Source organism: Arcobacter pernae (assembly GCF_049472135.1).
Classification (GTDB): domain Bacteria; phylum Campylobacterota; class Campylobacteria; order Campylobacterales; family Arcobacteraceae; genus Arcobacter_B.
Window position 1 is genome coordinate 122,030 of the sequence record NZ_JBMOVV010000008.1, and the last position, 16,677, is coordinate 138,706.

Sequence of the window (16,677 nt, forward strand, 5' to 3'; positions counted from 1 at the left end):
GATTTTTGCAAATACTTGATGGAAGTTTTCCCTCAGGTGTTTTTGTTCACTCTTTTGGACTTGAACCTCATATGGTTTTAGAGGAAGTAAAAGATATAGATACTCTAAGAGATTATCTTAAAAACTTTATTTATGATCAGTATGCAAAACAAGAGTTTGTATATATCAAAAAAGTTTATGAGGCTTTAAGTAGTGAAAATCTAGTAGTGTTAAAAAAACTTGATAAAAATCTAGGAGCATATCTTACTTTTGAGTATGCAAAAGCTTCAAAACATATAGGTGAAAACTATTTTGCTCAAACAAAAACATTGCCCCAAAAGCAAATAGTAAAAGAGTACTTTTTAGAAATAGAAAATAAAAAGTGTTTAGGAAATGAACTTTTAGTTTTAAGCTCACTAGCCTTTGATATGGATATAAAAATAGAAGATTTTATAGTAATGTGGACTAAAAAAAATCTAATAAACATCTGTGCAGCAACACTTAAAATATCAAGAATAAAACCCTCACAAATTCAACAACTTTTATTTGAGTTTGATGAATTTTTAGAAGAGTTTGATTATAAAAATATTGATGAAAAAATCACAAATTTTAATCCACTTTTTGAAGAAGTGATATTTAAACATAAGAATTTAGAACCCAAAATGTTCGCAACATAGTTTTGATTGTTTTTTTATCCTATTTCTTAGTTGTAAATAGATTTATTTACTTATAGTAAACTTCATCTATTTCCGTCTTGAACTAGAATAAAAAACCTAATCAAAATTTAGTTGATAAAATTACAAATTATTCAGCAGGAGAAAAAATGGCACTAAAAATAGGAATAGCAGGCCCAGTAGGAAGTGGTAAGACTTCTTTGATTGAAAGCCTTACAAATGTTTTGAAAGATAAATATAGCTTAGGAATAGTAACAAATGATATTTATACAACAGAAGATGCAAACTACCTTAAAAAAACACTTGATTTAGATGAAAATAGAATCTTAGGAGTTGAAACAGGAGGGTGCCCTCACACAGCAATCAGAGATGATATTTCTATGAATCAAAAAGCAGTAGTTGAGTTAGAAGAGAAGTTTAACCCTGATATTATTTTTGTAGAAAGTGGTGGAGACAATCTAAGTGCTACTTTTTCTTATGAATTGATAGATTATTATTTATATGTTATTGATGTGGCACAAGGTGCTGATATTCCTAGAAAGAAGGGTGCTGGGTTACTTTTTAGTGATTTGCTTGTAGTAAATAAAACTGACTTAGCTCCATATGTTGGAGTAGATTTAGAACAAATGAAAGAAGATGTGTCAAACAATAGAAAAAACAAACCCTCACTTTTTATCACAAATAAGGATGAAAAAAGTTTAGAAAAACTAGTAGAGTGGTTAGAGGTTTTACTTTAGTAGTTTCATATAATGAAACTCAAAAAAATTAATCTTTTCTGTATATTATCTATTAAGTTGACTTCTTATAATATTTTTAAAATTTTAAGGAGAAAAAGATGTCAAAAAAGATTTTAGTTTTAGCAGGTGATTTTGTAGAAGATTATGAGTTAATGGTTCCTTTTCAATGTTTAAAAATGTTAGGTCATGAAGTTGATGTTGTTTGTCCAGATAAAAAAGCAGGTGAGCAGATAAAAACTGCAATTCATGATTTTGAAGGTGACCAAACTTATACGGAAAAGCAAGGGCATAACTTTACTTTAAATGCTTCATTTGATGAAATAGATGAGAACTCTTATGACGCACTTGTTATACCAGGTGGTAGAGCTCCTGAATATATTAGATTAAATCCAAGAGTTATTGAAATTGTTCAAAATATCAATAGTGCAAATAAACCTATAGCTTCTGTTTGTCATGGTATTCAAGTTTTAGTAGCTGCTAATGTAGTTAAAGATAAAACTTGTTCTTCTTATCCTGCTTGTGCACCAGATGTAAATCAAAATGGTGGTACATGGATTGATGTTGGTTTTGAAGATGCATATGTTGATGGAAACTTAGTTACAGCAGCAGCTTGGCCAGCTCATCCAACTTGGCTTGCAAAATTTAATGAACTTTTATAATATTTATGCAAAACTATTTTTTAGTTTTGCATAAAGGAAAAGTATGTCTGATTCATTGAAATCACTTTCAAAAGGTTTACAAGTTTATAAAGAAATAGTAAATCATGGAAAGCCAATCTTAGCTATGACACTTTGTGATAGACTTGGTATAAATAAAAGTACTATGTCAAGAATACTTCAAACTTTAAAAGAAGAAAACTACATAGAGTATCTAGAAAATTCAAATGAGATAATCTCAAAAAATCTTCAAGATGAAAACTCTAAAAAAACAAGAATCCAACTCCTCGTTGAAAGAACAAAACCTCTTTTAGAACATATTCATAAACACACAAATGAGTGTGCATATTTAGGTGTTTTGGATGATAATAAGGTTTTATATTTAAATCAAGTAGATAACTCAGATAGAAAAATAAAAACAAGAAATAATATAGGTCTTCAAGCACCACTTCATACAAATGCCTTAGGTAAGTCAATACTTGCTTTTGGGAATTATAATTTAGATAAATTAAAATTAAATCAATATACTCACAATACAATTACAAATATTAAAGCACTAAATCAAACTATAAAAGAAGTTCAAGAAAATGGCTATTCTATTGATAATAGTGAGTTTCAAGATAATATGTGTTGTGTTGCGACACCTTTATTTAATCATGAAAATATTTTAATTGGAGCAGTTGGTATATCTGGGTCTAAAGATAGACTTGATTTAAAAAAGATAAATAAACTAGGTAAAGAGATTTCAAATTTAGTTGAAGGGTATAATATAGTTTGTTAATTGCTAAGTTTAAACTAAAATTGGATAAAACTTCATCAAATATTAATATAAATGAGAAAAGATGATTAAAAAACTTTTTGTTTTAACTTTACTAATTAGTTCTTTATTTGCAAATGAAAACTACTCTAAAAAGCAAATAGAAAATATGATAGCTAAAATGGTAGTCTTAGGTTTTAATGGTACAGATGTATCTTCAAATGACAAGATATATAAGGATATAAAAAACTACAATTTAGGTGGGGTTATTCTTTTTGATAAAGATCCAAATGATAAAACTAAAAGAAAAAATATAGTAAATCCTACTCAACTTAAAACTTTAACTTCAAAGCTTCAAAGTATAAAAAAAGATAAACTTCTAATTTCTATTGACCAAGAGGGTGGAATAGTTCAAAGACTAAAACCTGCTTATGGATTTACTTATACTTCTTCTGCTCAAAAAGTCTCTTCTATGGGTGAAGGTTTTGCAAGACAACAGTATCAAACACTTGCAAAACAGCTAAAAGAAAATGGAATAAACCTAAACTTCGCACCAGTTGTAGACTTAGCTGTAAATTCTAAAAATAAAGTAATCTATAAACTTAAAAGATCTTATGGAAAAGACCCAAATGAAGTAGTGAAATATGCTTCTATTTTTGTAGAAGAGTCAAGAAAACAAGGTGTTATCTCTGTTCTAAAGCACTTTCCGGGGCATGGTTCATCTTATGGGGACTCTCATAAAGGTTTTGTAGATGTAACAAAAACTTGGAAGCAAGAAGAGATGAAACCATACGAAAACCTTATTCAAAATAATAAAGTTGATATGATTATGAGTGCTCATGTTTTTAACAAAGAGATGGATAGAAACTATCCTGCAACACTTTCATATGATATAAACACTATTATTTTAAGAGATATGTTAAATTATCAAGGTGTTTTAATAAGTGATGATTTACAAATGAAAGCTATCTCTTCACACTATAGTTTAGAAGATACAGTAACTTTAGCTATAAACTCAGGTGTAAATATCTTGCTTTTTGCAAATCAACTAGCAAAACCAGTAAAACTTGAAACGATAATAAATACAGTTTATTCTCAAATACAAAAAGGAAAAATATCTCTTGATAAAATAGTTGATTCAAATAAAAAGATAGAAAAATTACTTCAAAAGATATGAAAAATAACAATGTTTACATTTGAAGATAAAAATCAAGAAGCTTTAAATCTAAACCATAAAAAACTAAAAGAAATCCCTAAAGAGGTCTTTGAAATGAGCTCTTTAAGGAAACTCTATCTATGGAGCAATGCTATTTCGATGCTACCAAATGAAATAGCTAGCTTAAACTTGCTAGAATGTCTTGATATTAGAAATAATACTTTAGAAACTTTGCCTTTTGAAATTTCTAAGCTTGAAAACTTAAAAACACTTTATGTCTCTTCAAATAAGCTAAAAGAGCTACCACTAGGATTTTCTAAGCTAAAAAACTTAGAAAAAATAGTCTTAAATGATAACTGTTTTGAAGTGTTTCCCAAACAGCTTTTAAAAATGCCAAAGCTTCAAAGAGTAATAATTAGAAACAATAATATAAAAGAAATCCCAAAAGAAATAACAAATATGAAAAGTCTAAAAAACTTGGATATTAGTGGAAATTTATTGGAAAGTTTACCAAAAGAGTTAAAAGCGCTAAAAAATCTAAAAAGACTAGATGTAAGTGGAAATAAAATAAAGCAAAATGAACTTAAGATAGAAGAGTTTGAAAGCTTAAAAGTCTTTCAAAACTCTTGATTTTTTTAAGATTGTTCAGAGTTTTGTGTCAGTAACTGATAGTTTCTAGAATTTTAGTATAGTTAATATTACTAATCCTAATTTGACCCAAAAAGTACACTTTTGGGAACAATGGATATTTCTGTTTTAATTATGACTTAATGGAAAATACTAGCTTTATTGTTTTTTATTAATACTATTCCTTTCCTATTATCTATATTTTTAATTGTAGTTGCATATGTTTCTGAACTTATGTATATAATTTTTGCAAGAATGTACTATTCACAAAATTTTTAAAAATATATACTTTCTAAAATATTTTTAGGATTTTTTATGGATTTATTATTTTTTATTACTTATTGTTTGTTAATAACTATTACTCCAGGGCCAACTAATATTGTAATTTTATCCACAGTTCAAAACAATGGAGTTAAAAAAGCAATTGAGTTTTGTTATGGAGCAACATTTGCTTTTGGTATTATTTTATTTTTGTCTGTTTTATTTAATTCTTTGCTAACAAAATATATTCCTAATTTACTTTTAGTGATGCAAATTATAGGAGGAATATATATACTTTATTTAGCTTACTTAATCTTTAATATGGATTTATCAAATACAAATAAAAAAGAAGTAGGTTCTTTTAAAACTGGATTTCTAATGCAATTTATTAATCCAAAAGTAGTGATATTTTGTTTAACTATTTTTCCTAGTTTTGTAATGCCATATTATTCTTTAACTTATGAATTATTAGTTTTTGCATTTATCATCACAATAATTGGAGCTATTGCATTTTTTTCTTGGGTTTTATTTGGGAAAATACTAAAAAGCTTTTTAGAAAAATACAAAAGATTTACAAATATTGTCCTATCATTATTTTTGGTTTATTGTGCTTATATGATTTCAGGAGTTGGTAACTATTTTTAAATTTGCAAGAATGTACTATGAAAAAAAAGAACAATTAAGTATAATCACTTATGGACAAATTTATATACAAAAATACCCTAGGAATTACTGCCCTAAAAGCTAGTATGAATAAATTTTCTTATAAAAAACACGCCCATGAAGAATATGCTATTGGAGTTACACTTAGAGGAGTACAAGAGTATAGTTTAGATGGTGTATCTCAATCTTCATATAAAAATGGTGTTATGCTTTTTAACCCTGAACAACTACATGATGGAAAAGCAGGGGAATATAAAGAGGGTTTAGATTATGTAATGCTTTACATAAAACCTGAACTATTTTTAGAAGGATTAGAAAAAAAAGATATTGTAAAGTTTTCAAATCCAGTTATCTATGATGAAAAAATTAAAAATGATATTTTAAATCTAGGAAGTGCAATATTAAATCAAAAAGATGAAGCATTTTGCAGTGAGTTATACCTTAATCTAATAGATAACTTCTCAGAAAAAGATTTCCTGAGTTCATATACAAATGAAACTTCGTTTATAAAAAGAGCAAAAGAGATGATGTATTATGAACTTGATAATGTTTTAGATATTGAAGTGATGTCAAAAGAGTTTAATATCTCAAAATTTCAATTTATAAGAATGTTTAAATCAAATACAGGTATGTCTCCATACCAATATTTTTTAAACACAAAACTAATCCATGCAAAAAAGTATCTTGACATTACAAAAGATTTATATGGTTGTGTAGTTGAATTTGGATTTACCGATTTATCCCATTTAAATAGACACTTTAAAAAAATATATGGTATAACAGCACACGAATATATCACAAAATAAAAAAGGATTTTAATGCCATCAATAGAGGTATTATTATCATTTAGACTTGGAAACTTTGATGAAATCTTAGAATCAGGGGATTCATACTCAATTCCAACAAACTTAGAACATAGTATTGAAATACTTGAAGCTGGAGAAGTAGTTGATGTATTTACTCCAATTAGAGAAGATTATCTATAAACTTTTAAACAAAAGCACATAAATACATTGTTAAACTACTCCCCCATTGAGGTGGATTAGAATTCTTAGACTTATGGAGAGGATTAACTATCAACAAAAATAGAACACAAAATCCTAAATAGTTTATTCCTTAATCTCTTACTTTTTGAACAGTTTTCTTAACATAAGGCTCGTTCCAAAAAGAGTTGAATTCTTGAACAGATGAAGTAGTCAAATTGACTACTTCTTTTTATCTACATCTTTAATTGCTCTATAGATTATATTACGAGCTACATGAAAAAGTTTAGATAAAAAAGTAACAGATTTTCCTTTTTCATGCTGTTTGTATATAACATTCTTTTCTTTAGTGCTTAGAATAGCTTTTCTACCAAACTGAACACCTTTTTTCTTTATAGCTTCAATTCCTTCTCTAACACGTTCATTTATCAAATCACATTCAAACTCTGCAATAGCACCTAACATTGTAAATAATAGTCTATTCCAAAAAGAGTTGAAATTTGGAACATTCTCCAAAAGTACAGCTTGTTGAACTAATATCCATATACAGAAAAATATGTAAACAGATTATTATGTTCGAGTAGAAATAATTTAGTCATATCCTTATTAATAACATCTTATTTTAATGACACAAGTACTTATATCAATTTTCCGTGAAAGAGCATATTAAATATAATATTTGTATACTTAATTTATGAATTATTTATATAGACTTATTATCCCATTACTATTATTCACGCAGTCCTTAATCGCAGCATCAGAAGTTAAAAAAGTCACTCTGCAATTATCTTGGTTTGACCAATTTCAATTTGCAGGTTATTATATTGCAAAAGAGAAAGGCTTTTATAAAGAACTTGGATTAGATGTTGAAATAATACCATTCAAGTTTGGAATAGATATACCTAAAGAGGTAAGCAATAATACAATTGACTTTGCAATTGCTCGAGAGGCTTTAATTTTAGATAGAGCTAAGTATAAAAACATTGTTGCTTTATATGCTTTGTTTCAAGCTAGTCCTCTTGTTCTTTTAACTACAAAAGAATCAAAAATAAATTCAATCTCAGATTTTAAAAATAAAAGAATCATGACAACAATTTCAAATGTAAATCAAGTTTCTATTAAAGCAATGCTAAAATCTAAAAATGTCAATTTAGAAGATTTAGAGTTTTTAAAACATAATCATAATATAAATGATTTAATAACAAAAAAGACTGATATTATCTCTGCATATACATCTAAATCACCGTTCATTTTACAAAAACAAGGAATAGATTACAATATGTTTGCACCAAAAGAGTATGGTTTTGATATGTATAGTGATCTGTTATTTACAAGTGATTATTTAATTTCTAATGACCCTAAAATGGTAAAAACTTTTAAAGAAGCTTCATTAAAAGGATGGGAATATGCATATTCCCATATAGAAGAAACAGCAAAACTAATTCATGAAAAATACAATACTCAGAACTTATCCCTAGAAGAAATTATTTTTGAAGGTCAAGAACTTAAAAAACTATCTTTTTACAATACTAATGAACTTGGGGAGATTAAATTATCTAAATTACAAAGAATTGCTGATTTATACAATGTTATGGGTTTATTAGACAATCCAATTGATATAAATAAATTTATATACAATGAAAATATTAATAATATTAGTTTGACGCAGAAAGAAAAAATATATCTAAAAGAGAAAAAACATATTATTATGTGTATAGACCCTAATGCTATGCCATTTGAAAAGTTTGATGAGAATGGTAAACATATTGGGATGACAGCTGATTATTATGATATTTTTAGAAATAATTTAAATATAGATATAACTGTATTAAAAACAAAAACATGGAGTGAGTCTTTACAAAATGCAAAAAATAGGAAATGTGATATTTTATCTTTGGCAAGGGAAACGCCTAGCAGAAAAAAATATCTTAATTTTACTGTACCATATTTAAATGCACCAATAGTTATTGCAACAAAATTGAATGTACCATTTATAAATAATATTGGAGATATTAAAAATAAAAGGGTAGGAGTAGTAAAAGGTTATCCTTATGCTGAACTATTAAAAAACAGATATCCAAACTTAATCATAGTCGAAGTGAAAAATATTCAAGATGGATTAATGAAAGTAAATGAAGATAAACTATATGGTTATATAGGAATACTGCCAAGTATAAGTTTGCAGTTTCAAAAAGGTTTATTTGGCAATCTAAAAATAGCAGGTAAATTCGATGAAAATTCAGCTCTTAGTATTGGAGTTCGAAATGATGATCAAATTTTATTGAATATACTAAATAAAGCAGTAAAGAGTGTTGATAGCAAAAAGCAACAAGAGATATTAAACAATTGGGTATCTATAAAATATGAAAAAGGAACTGATTATACATTAATTTGGCAGATTTTAGGTTTTGTATTTATTATTATTTTGTTGTTTTTATATAGACAATACATCTTAAAAAAAGCTAATAATAATTTAGAATATTTAGTTAAAGAGAAAACTAAAGAGATAAGTGAAATTAATAGAAATCTTGAACATAGGATAGTTTTAGAAGTTGAAAATAGTAAAAAGATAGAAGAAAAACTATTTCAATCAGAAAAATTAGCATCAATGGGTGAAATGATAGGAAATATAGCTCATCAATGGAGACAACCTCTTTCTGTTATATCTACTTCTGCTACGGGAATACAAGTACAAAAAGAACATAATATACTTTCAGATGAAGAACTCAATGAATATTGTAATGCCATAAATAGAAATGCGCAATATCTTTCTAAAACAATAGATGACTTTAAAAATTTTATTAAAGGTGATAGAGAACAAGTAGAATTTAATTTAAGTGATACTATTACTAGTTTTTTACATCTTGCCGATGGAAATATAAAGAAGCATAATATAGAGATAATATTAGATATCCAAAACACTATAAATATAAATGGTTATCCAAATGAACTAATACAATGTTTTTTAAATATATTTAATAATGCAAATGATGCATTGAAAGAAAAAAACATAGAGAAAAGATATATCTTTATAACTACTTCAAAAATGGAAGATCATGTAATTATTAAATTAAAAGATAATGCAGGTGGAATACCAGAAGATATTATAGATAGAATTTTTGAACCATATTTTACTACTAAACATAAATCTCAAGGTATAGGTTTAGGGTTACATATGACCTATAATTTAATAGTAGATGGGATGACTGGTACCATTGAAGCGAATAATGTAAGTTATAAATATAATGAAATGGTATATACTGGTGCTGAGTTTACTATAACATTATCAATTCAGTAAATAAAACAAATCCCTTAAAAAGGGATTTTGTGAAAGTTGTTTTAATAATATTTCTTAATTTTATATAACAAAACAATATCAAAATCTCTTACTTTTAGAGCAGTTTTTATAAAATAGAGCATGTTCCAAAAAGTATTCAAGAAGTAGAATTTATAGATTCTCTCAAATCTTTAAGACTTTTTGAACAATAAAAATCATTTTTTATAAACTGCAAAAAAGTGAGGTACACTTGGTACTTGGTCATCATCATAAGCTAAAAAACTTTGCTCTTTTAGATTTTGTATTGTTATGAACTCATTTATTTCTGATTTGCTTAATGGTTTTGGTATTTCATCTTCTTTTTCATGCTCATCTTTACTTCTACAAGAAACTAAAATATATCCACCTTTTGAAAGAAGTGAAGTCATAGAAGTTCGAGCTTTTTTTCTATACTCATCTGGTAAAACTTGAATAGTATTACACTCATAAACTACATCAAAACTCTCAAACCACTCTTTTGGATAGTCAAATAAATCAGCTACTACAAACTGTACTTTTGTATTTGGGTATCTGTTTTTACAAAGCTCTATAGCCTTTGGCGAAATATCAAAAGCTATAACTTCAAAGCCAAACTCACTTAAAGCCTGTGCATCATCACCAACACCACAGCCAATAACACAAGCTCTTTTATTCGCTTTGTTTATAGGGTTTTCTCTTAGCCAAGATATAAGATAAGGGCTTGGTTCTAAATCAGCCCAAAACACCTTTGTATAGTCACCCTTGGCACTTTCATAAATATGGTCAAACCATTGAGTTGGTTTATCTTTTTCTTGATAAGACTTAACCATATCTTTGTATTTATCTGCTTCAAAAGTATCTTTATTTAGAAAATCAAAATCATTCATAATTATATACCTTTTGTTTTTGAGTGATTTTAGCAGTTGTTTTCTTAATTGTGAAAAGTTACCCCTCCACACACTTAAAAAAAGCTATGATAAAATTGCCATATTAATCAAAAAAGCTCAACTAATACAAAGAAAATTTATGTATATTATACATAAAATATTTATACATTGGGAAGATAGATGAAGTTATTAGTTGAGCTACCTGAATTGATTGAAGATACTGTTTTGATTACTCCTGCTATTGAGAATCTTTTGAAGCATTATAGAGGCGCTGAAGTTACTTTTGTAGGTTCTAGTGTTTCTACGCAACTTTTTTCTAAAGATAAAAGAGTTAAAAACCTTGTTGTTGAAGAGACTTCTAAAAGTCTTTTTACGCTTATTTCACTTTTTAGAATGGCTAAAAGTTTTGATGAACAAGATTTAGTTATCTCTTTTAAAGATGGTTTTTTATCTAAGTTTTTTGTTTATTTTGTAAATGCAAAAAAGAAAGTAAGTTATACTTCAAACAACAAAGATATTCACCAAGTAGAAAAATACAATGACTTTGTAAATGAAACTTTAGATACATCATACAAAGCAGGGGATTTAATGCTTCACTTTAAACCCCAATGGTTTAAGAAACCTACTTTTGGTATTCACCCAGGCTCAACTTACGCAGATGTAAAAAGATGGCCACCACAAGAGTTTGCTAAAGTTGCTGTTGCTTTATCTGCTAAATATGACATAGTACTTCTAGGTGGTAAAAATGAAGTTGATATTTGTAGTGTGATTGAAGAAGAACTACAAGCAAATGGTATTACAAATTATGAAAATCTAGCAGGTAAAACTTCTATAACTGATTTAGTAGAGAAAATCGCTGCTCTTGATTTATTTTTAGGAATAGATTGTGGACCTATGCAGTTAGCTGCTGTTTATAGAGTAAACTCTATAATTTTACCAACATCATATGATAAGATAGAGCAAAGAAATCAGTGGAAAAATCCACTTGAAACTATAGTTTATAAAGAAGTGGATCCTTATGAGGATGAGCCTGATTATACTGTTCAAGCCCAAGATGTTTTAAAACTGTTTAAGTTATAAGAGTTTAACTCTTATAACTCAATCTCAAGTCCAATAGGACAATGATCACTACCCATAATCTCATCTAAGATATAAGCATCTTTTACAAAGTCTTTTAAATCTTCACTTATATAAAAGTAGTCAATTCTCCAGCCAACGTTGTTTGCTCTTGCATTTGCTCTGTATGACCACCATGAATATTTGTCTTTTATATCACCATTTACAAGTCTAAATGTATCTATATAACCATGCTCTAGAAACTTAGTTATCCAATCTCTTTCCATTGGTAAGAAACCTGATGTTTTTTCATTTGCTTTTGGTCTTGCTATGTCGATTTCTGTGTGAGCTGTATTTACATCTCCACAAACTATGATAGATTTTCCTTCTTTTTTTAGGTTTTCACAATGCTCTAAAAATCTATCATAAAACTCCATTTTATATGTAAGTCTTTCATCTTTTGACTGACCATTTGGAAAATATACATTAAAAAATGCTATGTCTTTTTCACCTAAAGTAAAGTGAACTTCGTTTATTCTTCCCTCATCAAGTACATCTACACTAGGACAGTTGCACTCAAAAGTTGTTTCTATATCTGTAAATAGTGCTGTTCCACTTCTTCCTTTGATAGCTGATTCACTAGCAAATAGTGTTTTGTATTCTTTATCAAAGATTGAGTCAGGAATTTGTGATTTCATTGATTTTGTTTCTTGGATACCAAGTAAATCAATATTTGCTTCATCTACCCATTTTAAAGCCTCTTTTTTATCAACTGCTCTAATACCGTTTACATTCCATGAAATAAATTTATATGTTTTTGCCATTTATTTATACCTTATAATATCTATTAAATTTTGAAATTATATCAGAATAGTCTTGTATTATTTTTATCTTGATTCTAATCAAGACAAAAAATATCCTATTTTGATAAACTTCGCCAAATTATTAAAAAAGGAATAAATTATGAATGACAAAACAATAAAAATTATAAAAACAACTGCTCCAATTGTGAGAGATAAAAAAGATGAAATTACAAATACAATGTATGAGATTTTATTTTCTACTTATCCAGAAACAAAGGTTTTATTTAAAGATGCGACTGATGACCAACCAAAAAAATTGGCAAATGCGATTTATGCTTATGCTAGTAATATTGATAAGTTAGATAATCTTACAAAAGGAATAGAAACAATGGTAAATGCTCACGTAAAAACAAATATTCAAGCAGAACATTATCCTATGGTAAAAGATGCTTTATTAAAAGCCTTTCAAAAAGTTTTAGGTGAATCTTGTACTTTAGAAATAGCTAACGCTTGGGCTGAAGCATATGATTTTTTAGCAACTGTATTAATTCAAAAAGAGAAAGAAGCTTATTCTAAAATATCATAGATATAAGTTTAGACTAAATACTTATAAGGTATTTAGTCTAAACTCTAAATGAGTTTATATATGCAATTAGATGTTTCATAGTGTCTTTAAAATCTTTTTCATTTTCATGTTTTTTACTAAGTAGTAAAGCACCTTCAATTGAGGCTATTAAAAAAGTTGCACAAGTTTTTGTATCTAGTGTTTGCGTTATTTGTTTTTTATCTTTTGCTTTTTGCAAGATGTTTGAAAAAAACTCTTTCCATTCATCTAAAATAGTAGTTAAGGCTTTTGCAAAATCTTCATCATAATCAAGGGATTCTTGAAGTAAGTTTCCTAAAGGACAACCATTTTTTAAATCCCAACTATTAATATCTTCTAAAATTGATATAAGTGAATCTATAATATTTTCTTCTGTATTTGCTAAGTCTTTCCACTTATTTTCAATTCTTAATTTTATTTTTTCATCAATCATAGATAAAACCATCTCTTTTTTTGAAGGAAAGTAGTGATACATCGCACCTTTTTTAACATCTGCTCGTTTTAAAATATGAGCTAGAGAAGCTGCTTGGTATCCTTTAGAAAAGACTTCTTGAAATGTCGCTTCAATCAATCTACTTCTTACATCTTGCATTTATTTAAACCTTATGAATTTTTAGCAATTATATCTAAAATTTCTTGTGGTTCACTTCTACTTGTATAGTCTTCATCTATGAAAGCATAAATTATTTCTTTGTTTTTATTTATCACATAAGTTGCAGGCATAGGAAGATTGAAACTATCTTCATTATTTGATTTTGGAATGTTAATACCGAAGTTTTTGTATATAGGTTTTAACTCATCGGCAAGAGAAAACACTAGTCCATACTCTTTTGCTATTTCATTATTTGTATCACTTAATACTTCGAAAGTTAGTTCATTTTTCTCTTTTGTAGTTAAACTTGCATCAGGAGTTTGTGGAGAGATAGCTACTAGTTTGGCTTTATTTCTAATAAGTGTTTTATTTATAGACTCTAAAGCTTTAAGTTCTAAGTTACAATAAGGACACCAAGCTCCTCTGTAGAAGTTTAGTACTACAAAGTTATTTTCTTCAAGTAGTTTGTTTAAATTTACATCTTTGTTTAGGGGATTTTTTAAAGTAAAGTCTTTTGCTATATCTGATACTTTTAAAGCATTTTTTGATAGCTTTTCATCTTTTAGTTTTTGTGTTGCTTCAAGCATAATCTTTTGTATGTCTTTTGATACTCTTTGTTTAAAGTTATCTTGATATTTTTTTATATTGTCTATTAATCTTGACATATATAATTCCTTTTATTTTTGTTATTTAGATTAAAACCAACCAGTTGGTCTGTTGAAATATTAACAAGAAATCAAACTTGTGTCAAGCACTTTTTTGATTTCTTATTTAGTTTTTATTTGTTTTGTGTAGTTTTTTTAGTAGCTTCAGGTTTGTTTTGAGGTATTAAAGGCTTCGGTGCATTAGGCTTTTGGGGTTTATTTATTCCTATTGATAAAGAATTCATATTATTGTTTGAAAAAGCTGATTTTGAATTTATAAGTTTATCACCTTTTCCTCCATGCATATCAATGTTTTTGTCATTTTGATTATTAAATGAGTAATTAGCATATAAAATATTTGTAAATAGTAAACTTGTAAATATTATATATTTCATTCTTCTTCCTTTTTTTTATTCTTTTTTTCTCTTATATTTTTTGCTATTCCATAAATTGTAATTCCTATCCAAAATATTTCAATAATGAAAGAGCCTAAGTTAAAGTGTACAAAAAGAGATATTAAAAGTAAGATAGCTCCAATTAGGTTTAAAAGTTGATATTGTATTGATCTAATAGTGTATTTATTCATTTGTAAAAGTAAATAAGCAAAAACAACAAAAGCCATTCCTACAAAACCTATCCATTGGTAAATATCCAAAATATACTCCTATTTGTTTTTTCAAAGTGGCGATTGTAGCTTTTTTTTGATAATAAAGGCTTTATTTAGTATCTTTTATATATTAAAAGTTTGGAGACTCATTGTGACTGAGATTATTTTAGGACTAGTTTCATTTTTTACATCTGCAATAGCTGCTATTGTTGGACTTGGTGGTGGTATGATGTTAATAGCAGTTCTTCCATCTTTTTTACCTGTAAATGCCATAATTCCAGTGCATGGTCTAACACAAATGTCAAGTAACATAAGCCGTGCAGTCTTTGGATACAAAGATATACAGTATGAAACTATTCCTAAGTTTTTAGTTGGTTCACTTCTTGGAGTAGGGCTTTTTGCTAGTATAATTTCACTTATATCTTTAGAGTATGTTCCTTTATTTATTGGTGTGTATATACTTTTATCTCTTTGGTCAAAAAAGTTTAATGAAAAAATCAAAAAGTTTGAAAACTACTATATCTTAGGTTTTTTTCAATCAGGATTATCTGTAGTAGTTGGAGCAACTGGGCCACTTACTTTAACACTTCTTTATAAAGATTATGAGGATAAAAATAAAGTAGTATCTACTAGTGCAGCTTTGATGAGTATCTCACATATTTTAAAAGTTCTTGTTTTTATTTATTTAGGTTTTGTATTTTTTGATTATATTGAACTTATTATAGTTATGATAGTTGCAGCTATTTTAGGCTCATATGTAGGAACAAAACTTAGAAATAAAATAGATGGAAAAAAGTTTGCTATTGTTTTAAAAGTTTTATTATCTTTTTTAGCTATTAAGTTGATAGTTACTATTTTTATTCCCTTCTTTAATTAGTTTCTAATAAATATATTATTTTAATCTTCTCATACCACTAACTAGACACCAAGTTTATATAAAGTCTAAATAGTAAGTTTTTTTAGTTTTATAATTGTTTATTATTTATAAATAAAACTTACATTTCATTATTATTAGGAGGAGATTGATGCAAAACGGTGCAAAAATTGAGTACGATTACTCAGTTGCAAGAGCCTTTAGTATTATAACAATCTTATTTGGTGTTCTTGGTATGACAGTTGGTGTTATATTAGCGTTTCAACTAGCTTTCCCAGGTTTAAATAATTTAGCAGGGGAATATGGTACTTTCAGTAGATTAAGACCTCTACATACTAATACAGTTACTTTTGGTTTTACTTTAAGTGGAGTTTTTACAGCATGGTATTATATAAGTCAAAGAGTTTTAAAAGTTTCAATTAAGGAATCACCATTTTTAATGACGATTGCTAAATTACACTTTGTATTATACTTCATCACGATTCTTTTAGCTGTTGTTACTCTATTTATGGGAATTACAACTTCAAAAGAGTATGCTGAATTAGAGTGGCCATTAGACATTTTAGTTGTTGTATGGTGGGTATTATGGGGTATCTCTATTTTTGGTTTAATTGGAATTAGAAGAGAGAGAACTTTATATATCTCAATTTGGTATTTCATTGCTACATTTATTGCTGTTGCAATGTTATATTTATTTAACAATATGGAAGTTCCAACTGCGTTAGTATCTGGTTATGGTTCGTGGATTCACTCTGTTTCTATGTATGCAGGTACAAATGATGCATTAGTTCAATGGTGGTATGGTCACAATGCTGTTGCATT

General features: G+C 27.4%; 20 protein-coding genes and 1 pseudogene. 14 read left to right on the forward strand and 7 right to left on the reverse strand.

What is annotated here, in order from left to right; all coding sequences use genetic code 11:
* Positions 1-5: 5 nt before the first annotated feature.
* From ACH5BF_RS10475 to ACH5BF_RS10515, 9 genes and pseudogenes are all read left to right on the forward strand, one after another.
* The gene (locus ACH5BF_RS10475) at positions 6-656 is read left to right on the forward strand and encodes an urease accessory protein UreF (protein WP_423274184.1); all 651 of its coding nucleotides are present in this window, start codon (positions 6-8) and stop codon (positions 654-656) included.
* A gap of 110 nt (positions 657-766) precedes the next feature.
* Positions 767-1,390: pseudogene (gene ureG / locus ACH5BF_RS10480) on the forward strand (urease accessory protein UreG); the annotation flags it as partial.
* Between the two features lie 98 nt (positions 1,391-1,488).
* A complete protein-coding gene (locus ACH5BF_RS10485) occupies positions 1,489-2,049 on the forward strand; it encodes a DJ-1/PfpI family protein (RefSeq protein ID WP_423274185.1) in 561 nt (186 codons plus the stop codon).
* 43 nt (positions 2,050-2,092) lie between these two features.
* A complete protein-coding gene (locus ACH5BF_RS10490) occupies positions 2,093-2,827 on the forward strand; it encodes an IclR family transcriptional regulator (protein WP_423274186.1) in 735 nt (244 codons plus the stop codon).
* Positions 2,828-2,888: 61 nt separating this feature from the next.
* Positions 2,889-3,980, forward strand: a complete 1,092-nt coding sequence (locus ACH5BF_RS10495; RefSeq protein ID WP_423274187.1) for a glycoside hydrolase family 3 N-terminal domain-containing protein — start codon at positions 2,889-2,891, stop codon at positions 3,978-3,980.
* Between the two features lie 9 nt (positions 3,981-3,989).
* Complete coding sequence (locus tag ACH5BF_RS10500; protein ID WP_423274188.1) at positions 3,990-4,589, forward strand: leucine-rich repeat domain-containing protein; 600 nt, start codon at positions 3,990-3,992, stop codon at positions 4,587-4,589.
* 312 nt (positions 4,590-4,901) lie between these two features.
* Positions 4,902-5,492, forward strand: a complete 591-nt coding sequence (locus ACH5BF_RS10505; protein ID WP_423274189.1) for a LysE family translocator — start codon at positions 4,902-4,904, stop codon at positions 5,490-5,492.
* Between the two features lie 50 nt (positions 5,493-5,542).
* A complete protein-coding gene (locus tag ACH5BF_RS10510; protein WP_423274190.1) occupies positions 5,543-6,316 on the forward strand; it encodes an AraC family transcriptional regulator in 774 nt (257 codons plus the stop codon).
* A 12-nt stretch (positions 6,317-6,328) separates the two neighbouring features.
* Positions 6,329-6,496 (forward strand): cupin domain-containing protein, encoded by a 168-nt coding sequence (locus ACH5BF_RS10515; RefSeq protein WP_423274191.1) that lies wholly within the window; start codon positions 6,329-6,331, stop codon positions 6,494-6,496.
* A 219-nt stretch (positions 6,497-6,715) separates the two neighbouring features.
* Here the strand turns inward: ACH5BF_RS10515 and ACH5BF_RS10520 are convergent, their stop codons facing one another.
* A complete protein-coding gene (locus ACH5BF_RS10520; protein WP_423274192.1) occupies positions 6,716-7,009 on the reverse strand; it encodes a recombinase family protein in 294 nt (97 codons plus the stop codon).
* A gap of 178 nt (positions 7,010-7,187) precedes the next feature.
* Here ACH5BF_RS10520 and ACH5BF_RS10525 point away from each other — a divergent pair, with 178 nt between their 5' ends.
* Positions 7,188-9,791, forward strand: coding sequence for an ABC transporter substrate-binding protein (locus tag ACH5BF_RS10525; protein WP_423274193.1), 2,604 nt, complete (start codon positions 7,188-7,190; stop codon positions 9,789-9,791).
* A 194-nt stretch (positions 9,792-9,985) separates the two neighbouring features.
* Here the strand turns inward: ACH5BF_RS10525 and ACH5BF_RS10530 are convergent, their stop codons facing one another.
* Positions 9,986-10,675, reverse strand: a complete 690-nt coding sequence (locus ACH5BF_RS10530) for a class I SAM-dependent methyltransferase (RefSeq protein ID WP_423274194.1) — start codon at positions 10,673-10,675, stop codon at positions 9,986-9,988.
* A gap of 180 nt (positions 10,676-10,855) precedes the next feature.
* Here ACH5BF_RS10530 and ACH5BF_RS10535 point away from each other — a divergent pair, with 180 nt between their 5' ends.
* A complete protein-coding gene (locus ACH5BF_RS10535; protein ID WP_423274195.1) occupies positions 10,856-11,755 on the forward strand; it encodes a glycosyltransferase family 9 protein in 900 nt (299 codons plus the stop codon).
* Positions 11,756-11,766: 11 nt separating this feature from the next.
* Here the strand turns inward: ACH5BF_RS10535 and ACH5BF_RS10540 are convergent, their stop codons facing one another.
* Positions 11,767-12,555, reverse strand: a complete 789-nt coding sequence (locus ACH5BF_RS10540; protein WP_423274196.1) for an exodeoxyribonuclease III — start codon at positions 12,553-12,555, stop codon at positions 11,767-11,769.
* A gap of 139 nt (positions 12,556-12,694) precedes the next feature.
* Here ACH5BF_RS10540 and ACH5BF_RS10545 point away from each other — a divergent pair, with 139 nt between their 5' ends.
* Entirely contained in the window at positions 12,695-13,120 is a 426-nt protein-coding gene (locus ACH5BF_RS10545) for a globin domain-containing protein (protein WP_423274197.1), read from the forward strand.
* Between the two features lie 37 nt (positions 13,121-13,157).
* On the opposite strand, the gene ACH5BF_RS10550 is transcribed toward ACH5BF_RS10545, so the two are convergent.
* The 4 genes from ACH5BF_RS10550 to ACH5BF_RS10565 all read right to left on the reverse strand — a co-directional run bounded on the left by ACH5BF_RS10550 (position 13,158) and on the right by ACH5BF_RS10565 (position 15,029).
* Complete coding sequence (locus ACH5BF_RS10550; protein WP_423274198.1) at positions 13,158-13,730, reverse strand: TetR/AcrR family transcriptional regulator; 573 nt, start codon at positions 13,728-13,730, stop codon at positions 13,158-13,160.
* 11 nt (positions 13,731-13,741) lie between these two features.
* On the reverse strand, positions 13,742-14,395 hold the full coding sequence (locus ACH5BF_RS10555; protein ID WP_423274199.1) for a peroxiredoxin-like family protein: 654 nt from the start codon (positions 14,393-14,395) through the stop codon (positions 13,742-13,744).
* A gap of 113 nt (positions 14,396-14,508) precedes the next feature.
* The gene (locus ACH5BF_RS10560; protein WP_423274200.1) at positions 14,509-14,769 is read right to left on the reverse strand and encodes a hypothetical protein; all 261 of its coding nucleotides are present in this window, start codon (positions 14,767-14,769) and stop codon (positions 14,509-14,511) included.
* Complete coding sequence (locus tag ACH5BF_RS10565; protein WP_423274201.1) at positions 14,766-15,029, reverse strand: CBU_0592 family membrane protein; 264 nt, start codon at positions 15,027-15,029, stop codon at positions 14,766-14,768. The genes ACH5BF_RS10560 and ACH5BF_RS10565 overlap by 4 nt, the downstream gene beginning before the upstream one ends.
* A 103-nt stretch (positions 15,030-15,132) precedes the next feature.
* Between ACH5BF_RS10565 and ACH5BF_RS10570 the strand changes: the two genes are divergently transcribed.
* Entirely contained in the window at positions 15,133-15,858 is a 726-nt protein-coding gene (locus ACH5BF_RS10570) for a sulfite exporter TauE/SafE family protein (RefSeq protein ID WP_423274202.1), read from the forward strand.
* A 148-nt stretch (positions 15,859-16,006) separates the two neighbouring features.
* Positions 16,007-16,677: cbb3-type cytochrome c oxidase subunit I (locus ACH5BF_RS10575; protein WP_423274203.1), on the forward strand; the 671-nt coding region annotated here is incomplete at its 3' end.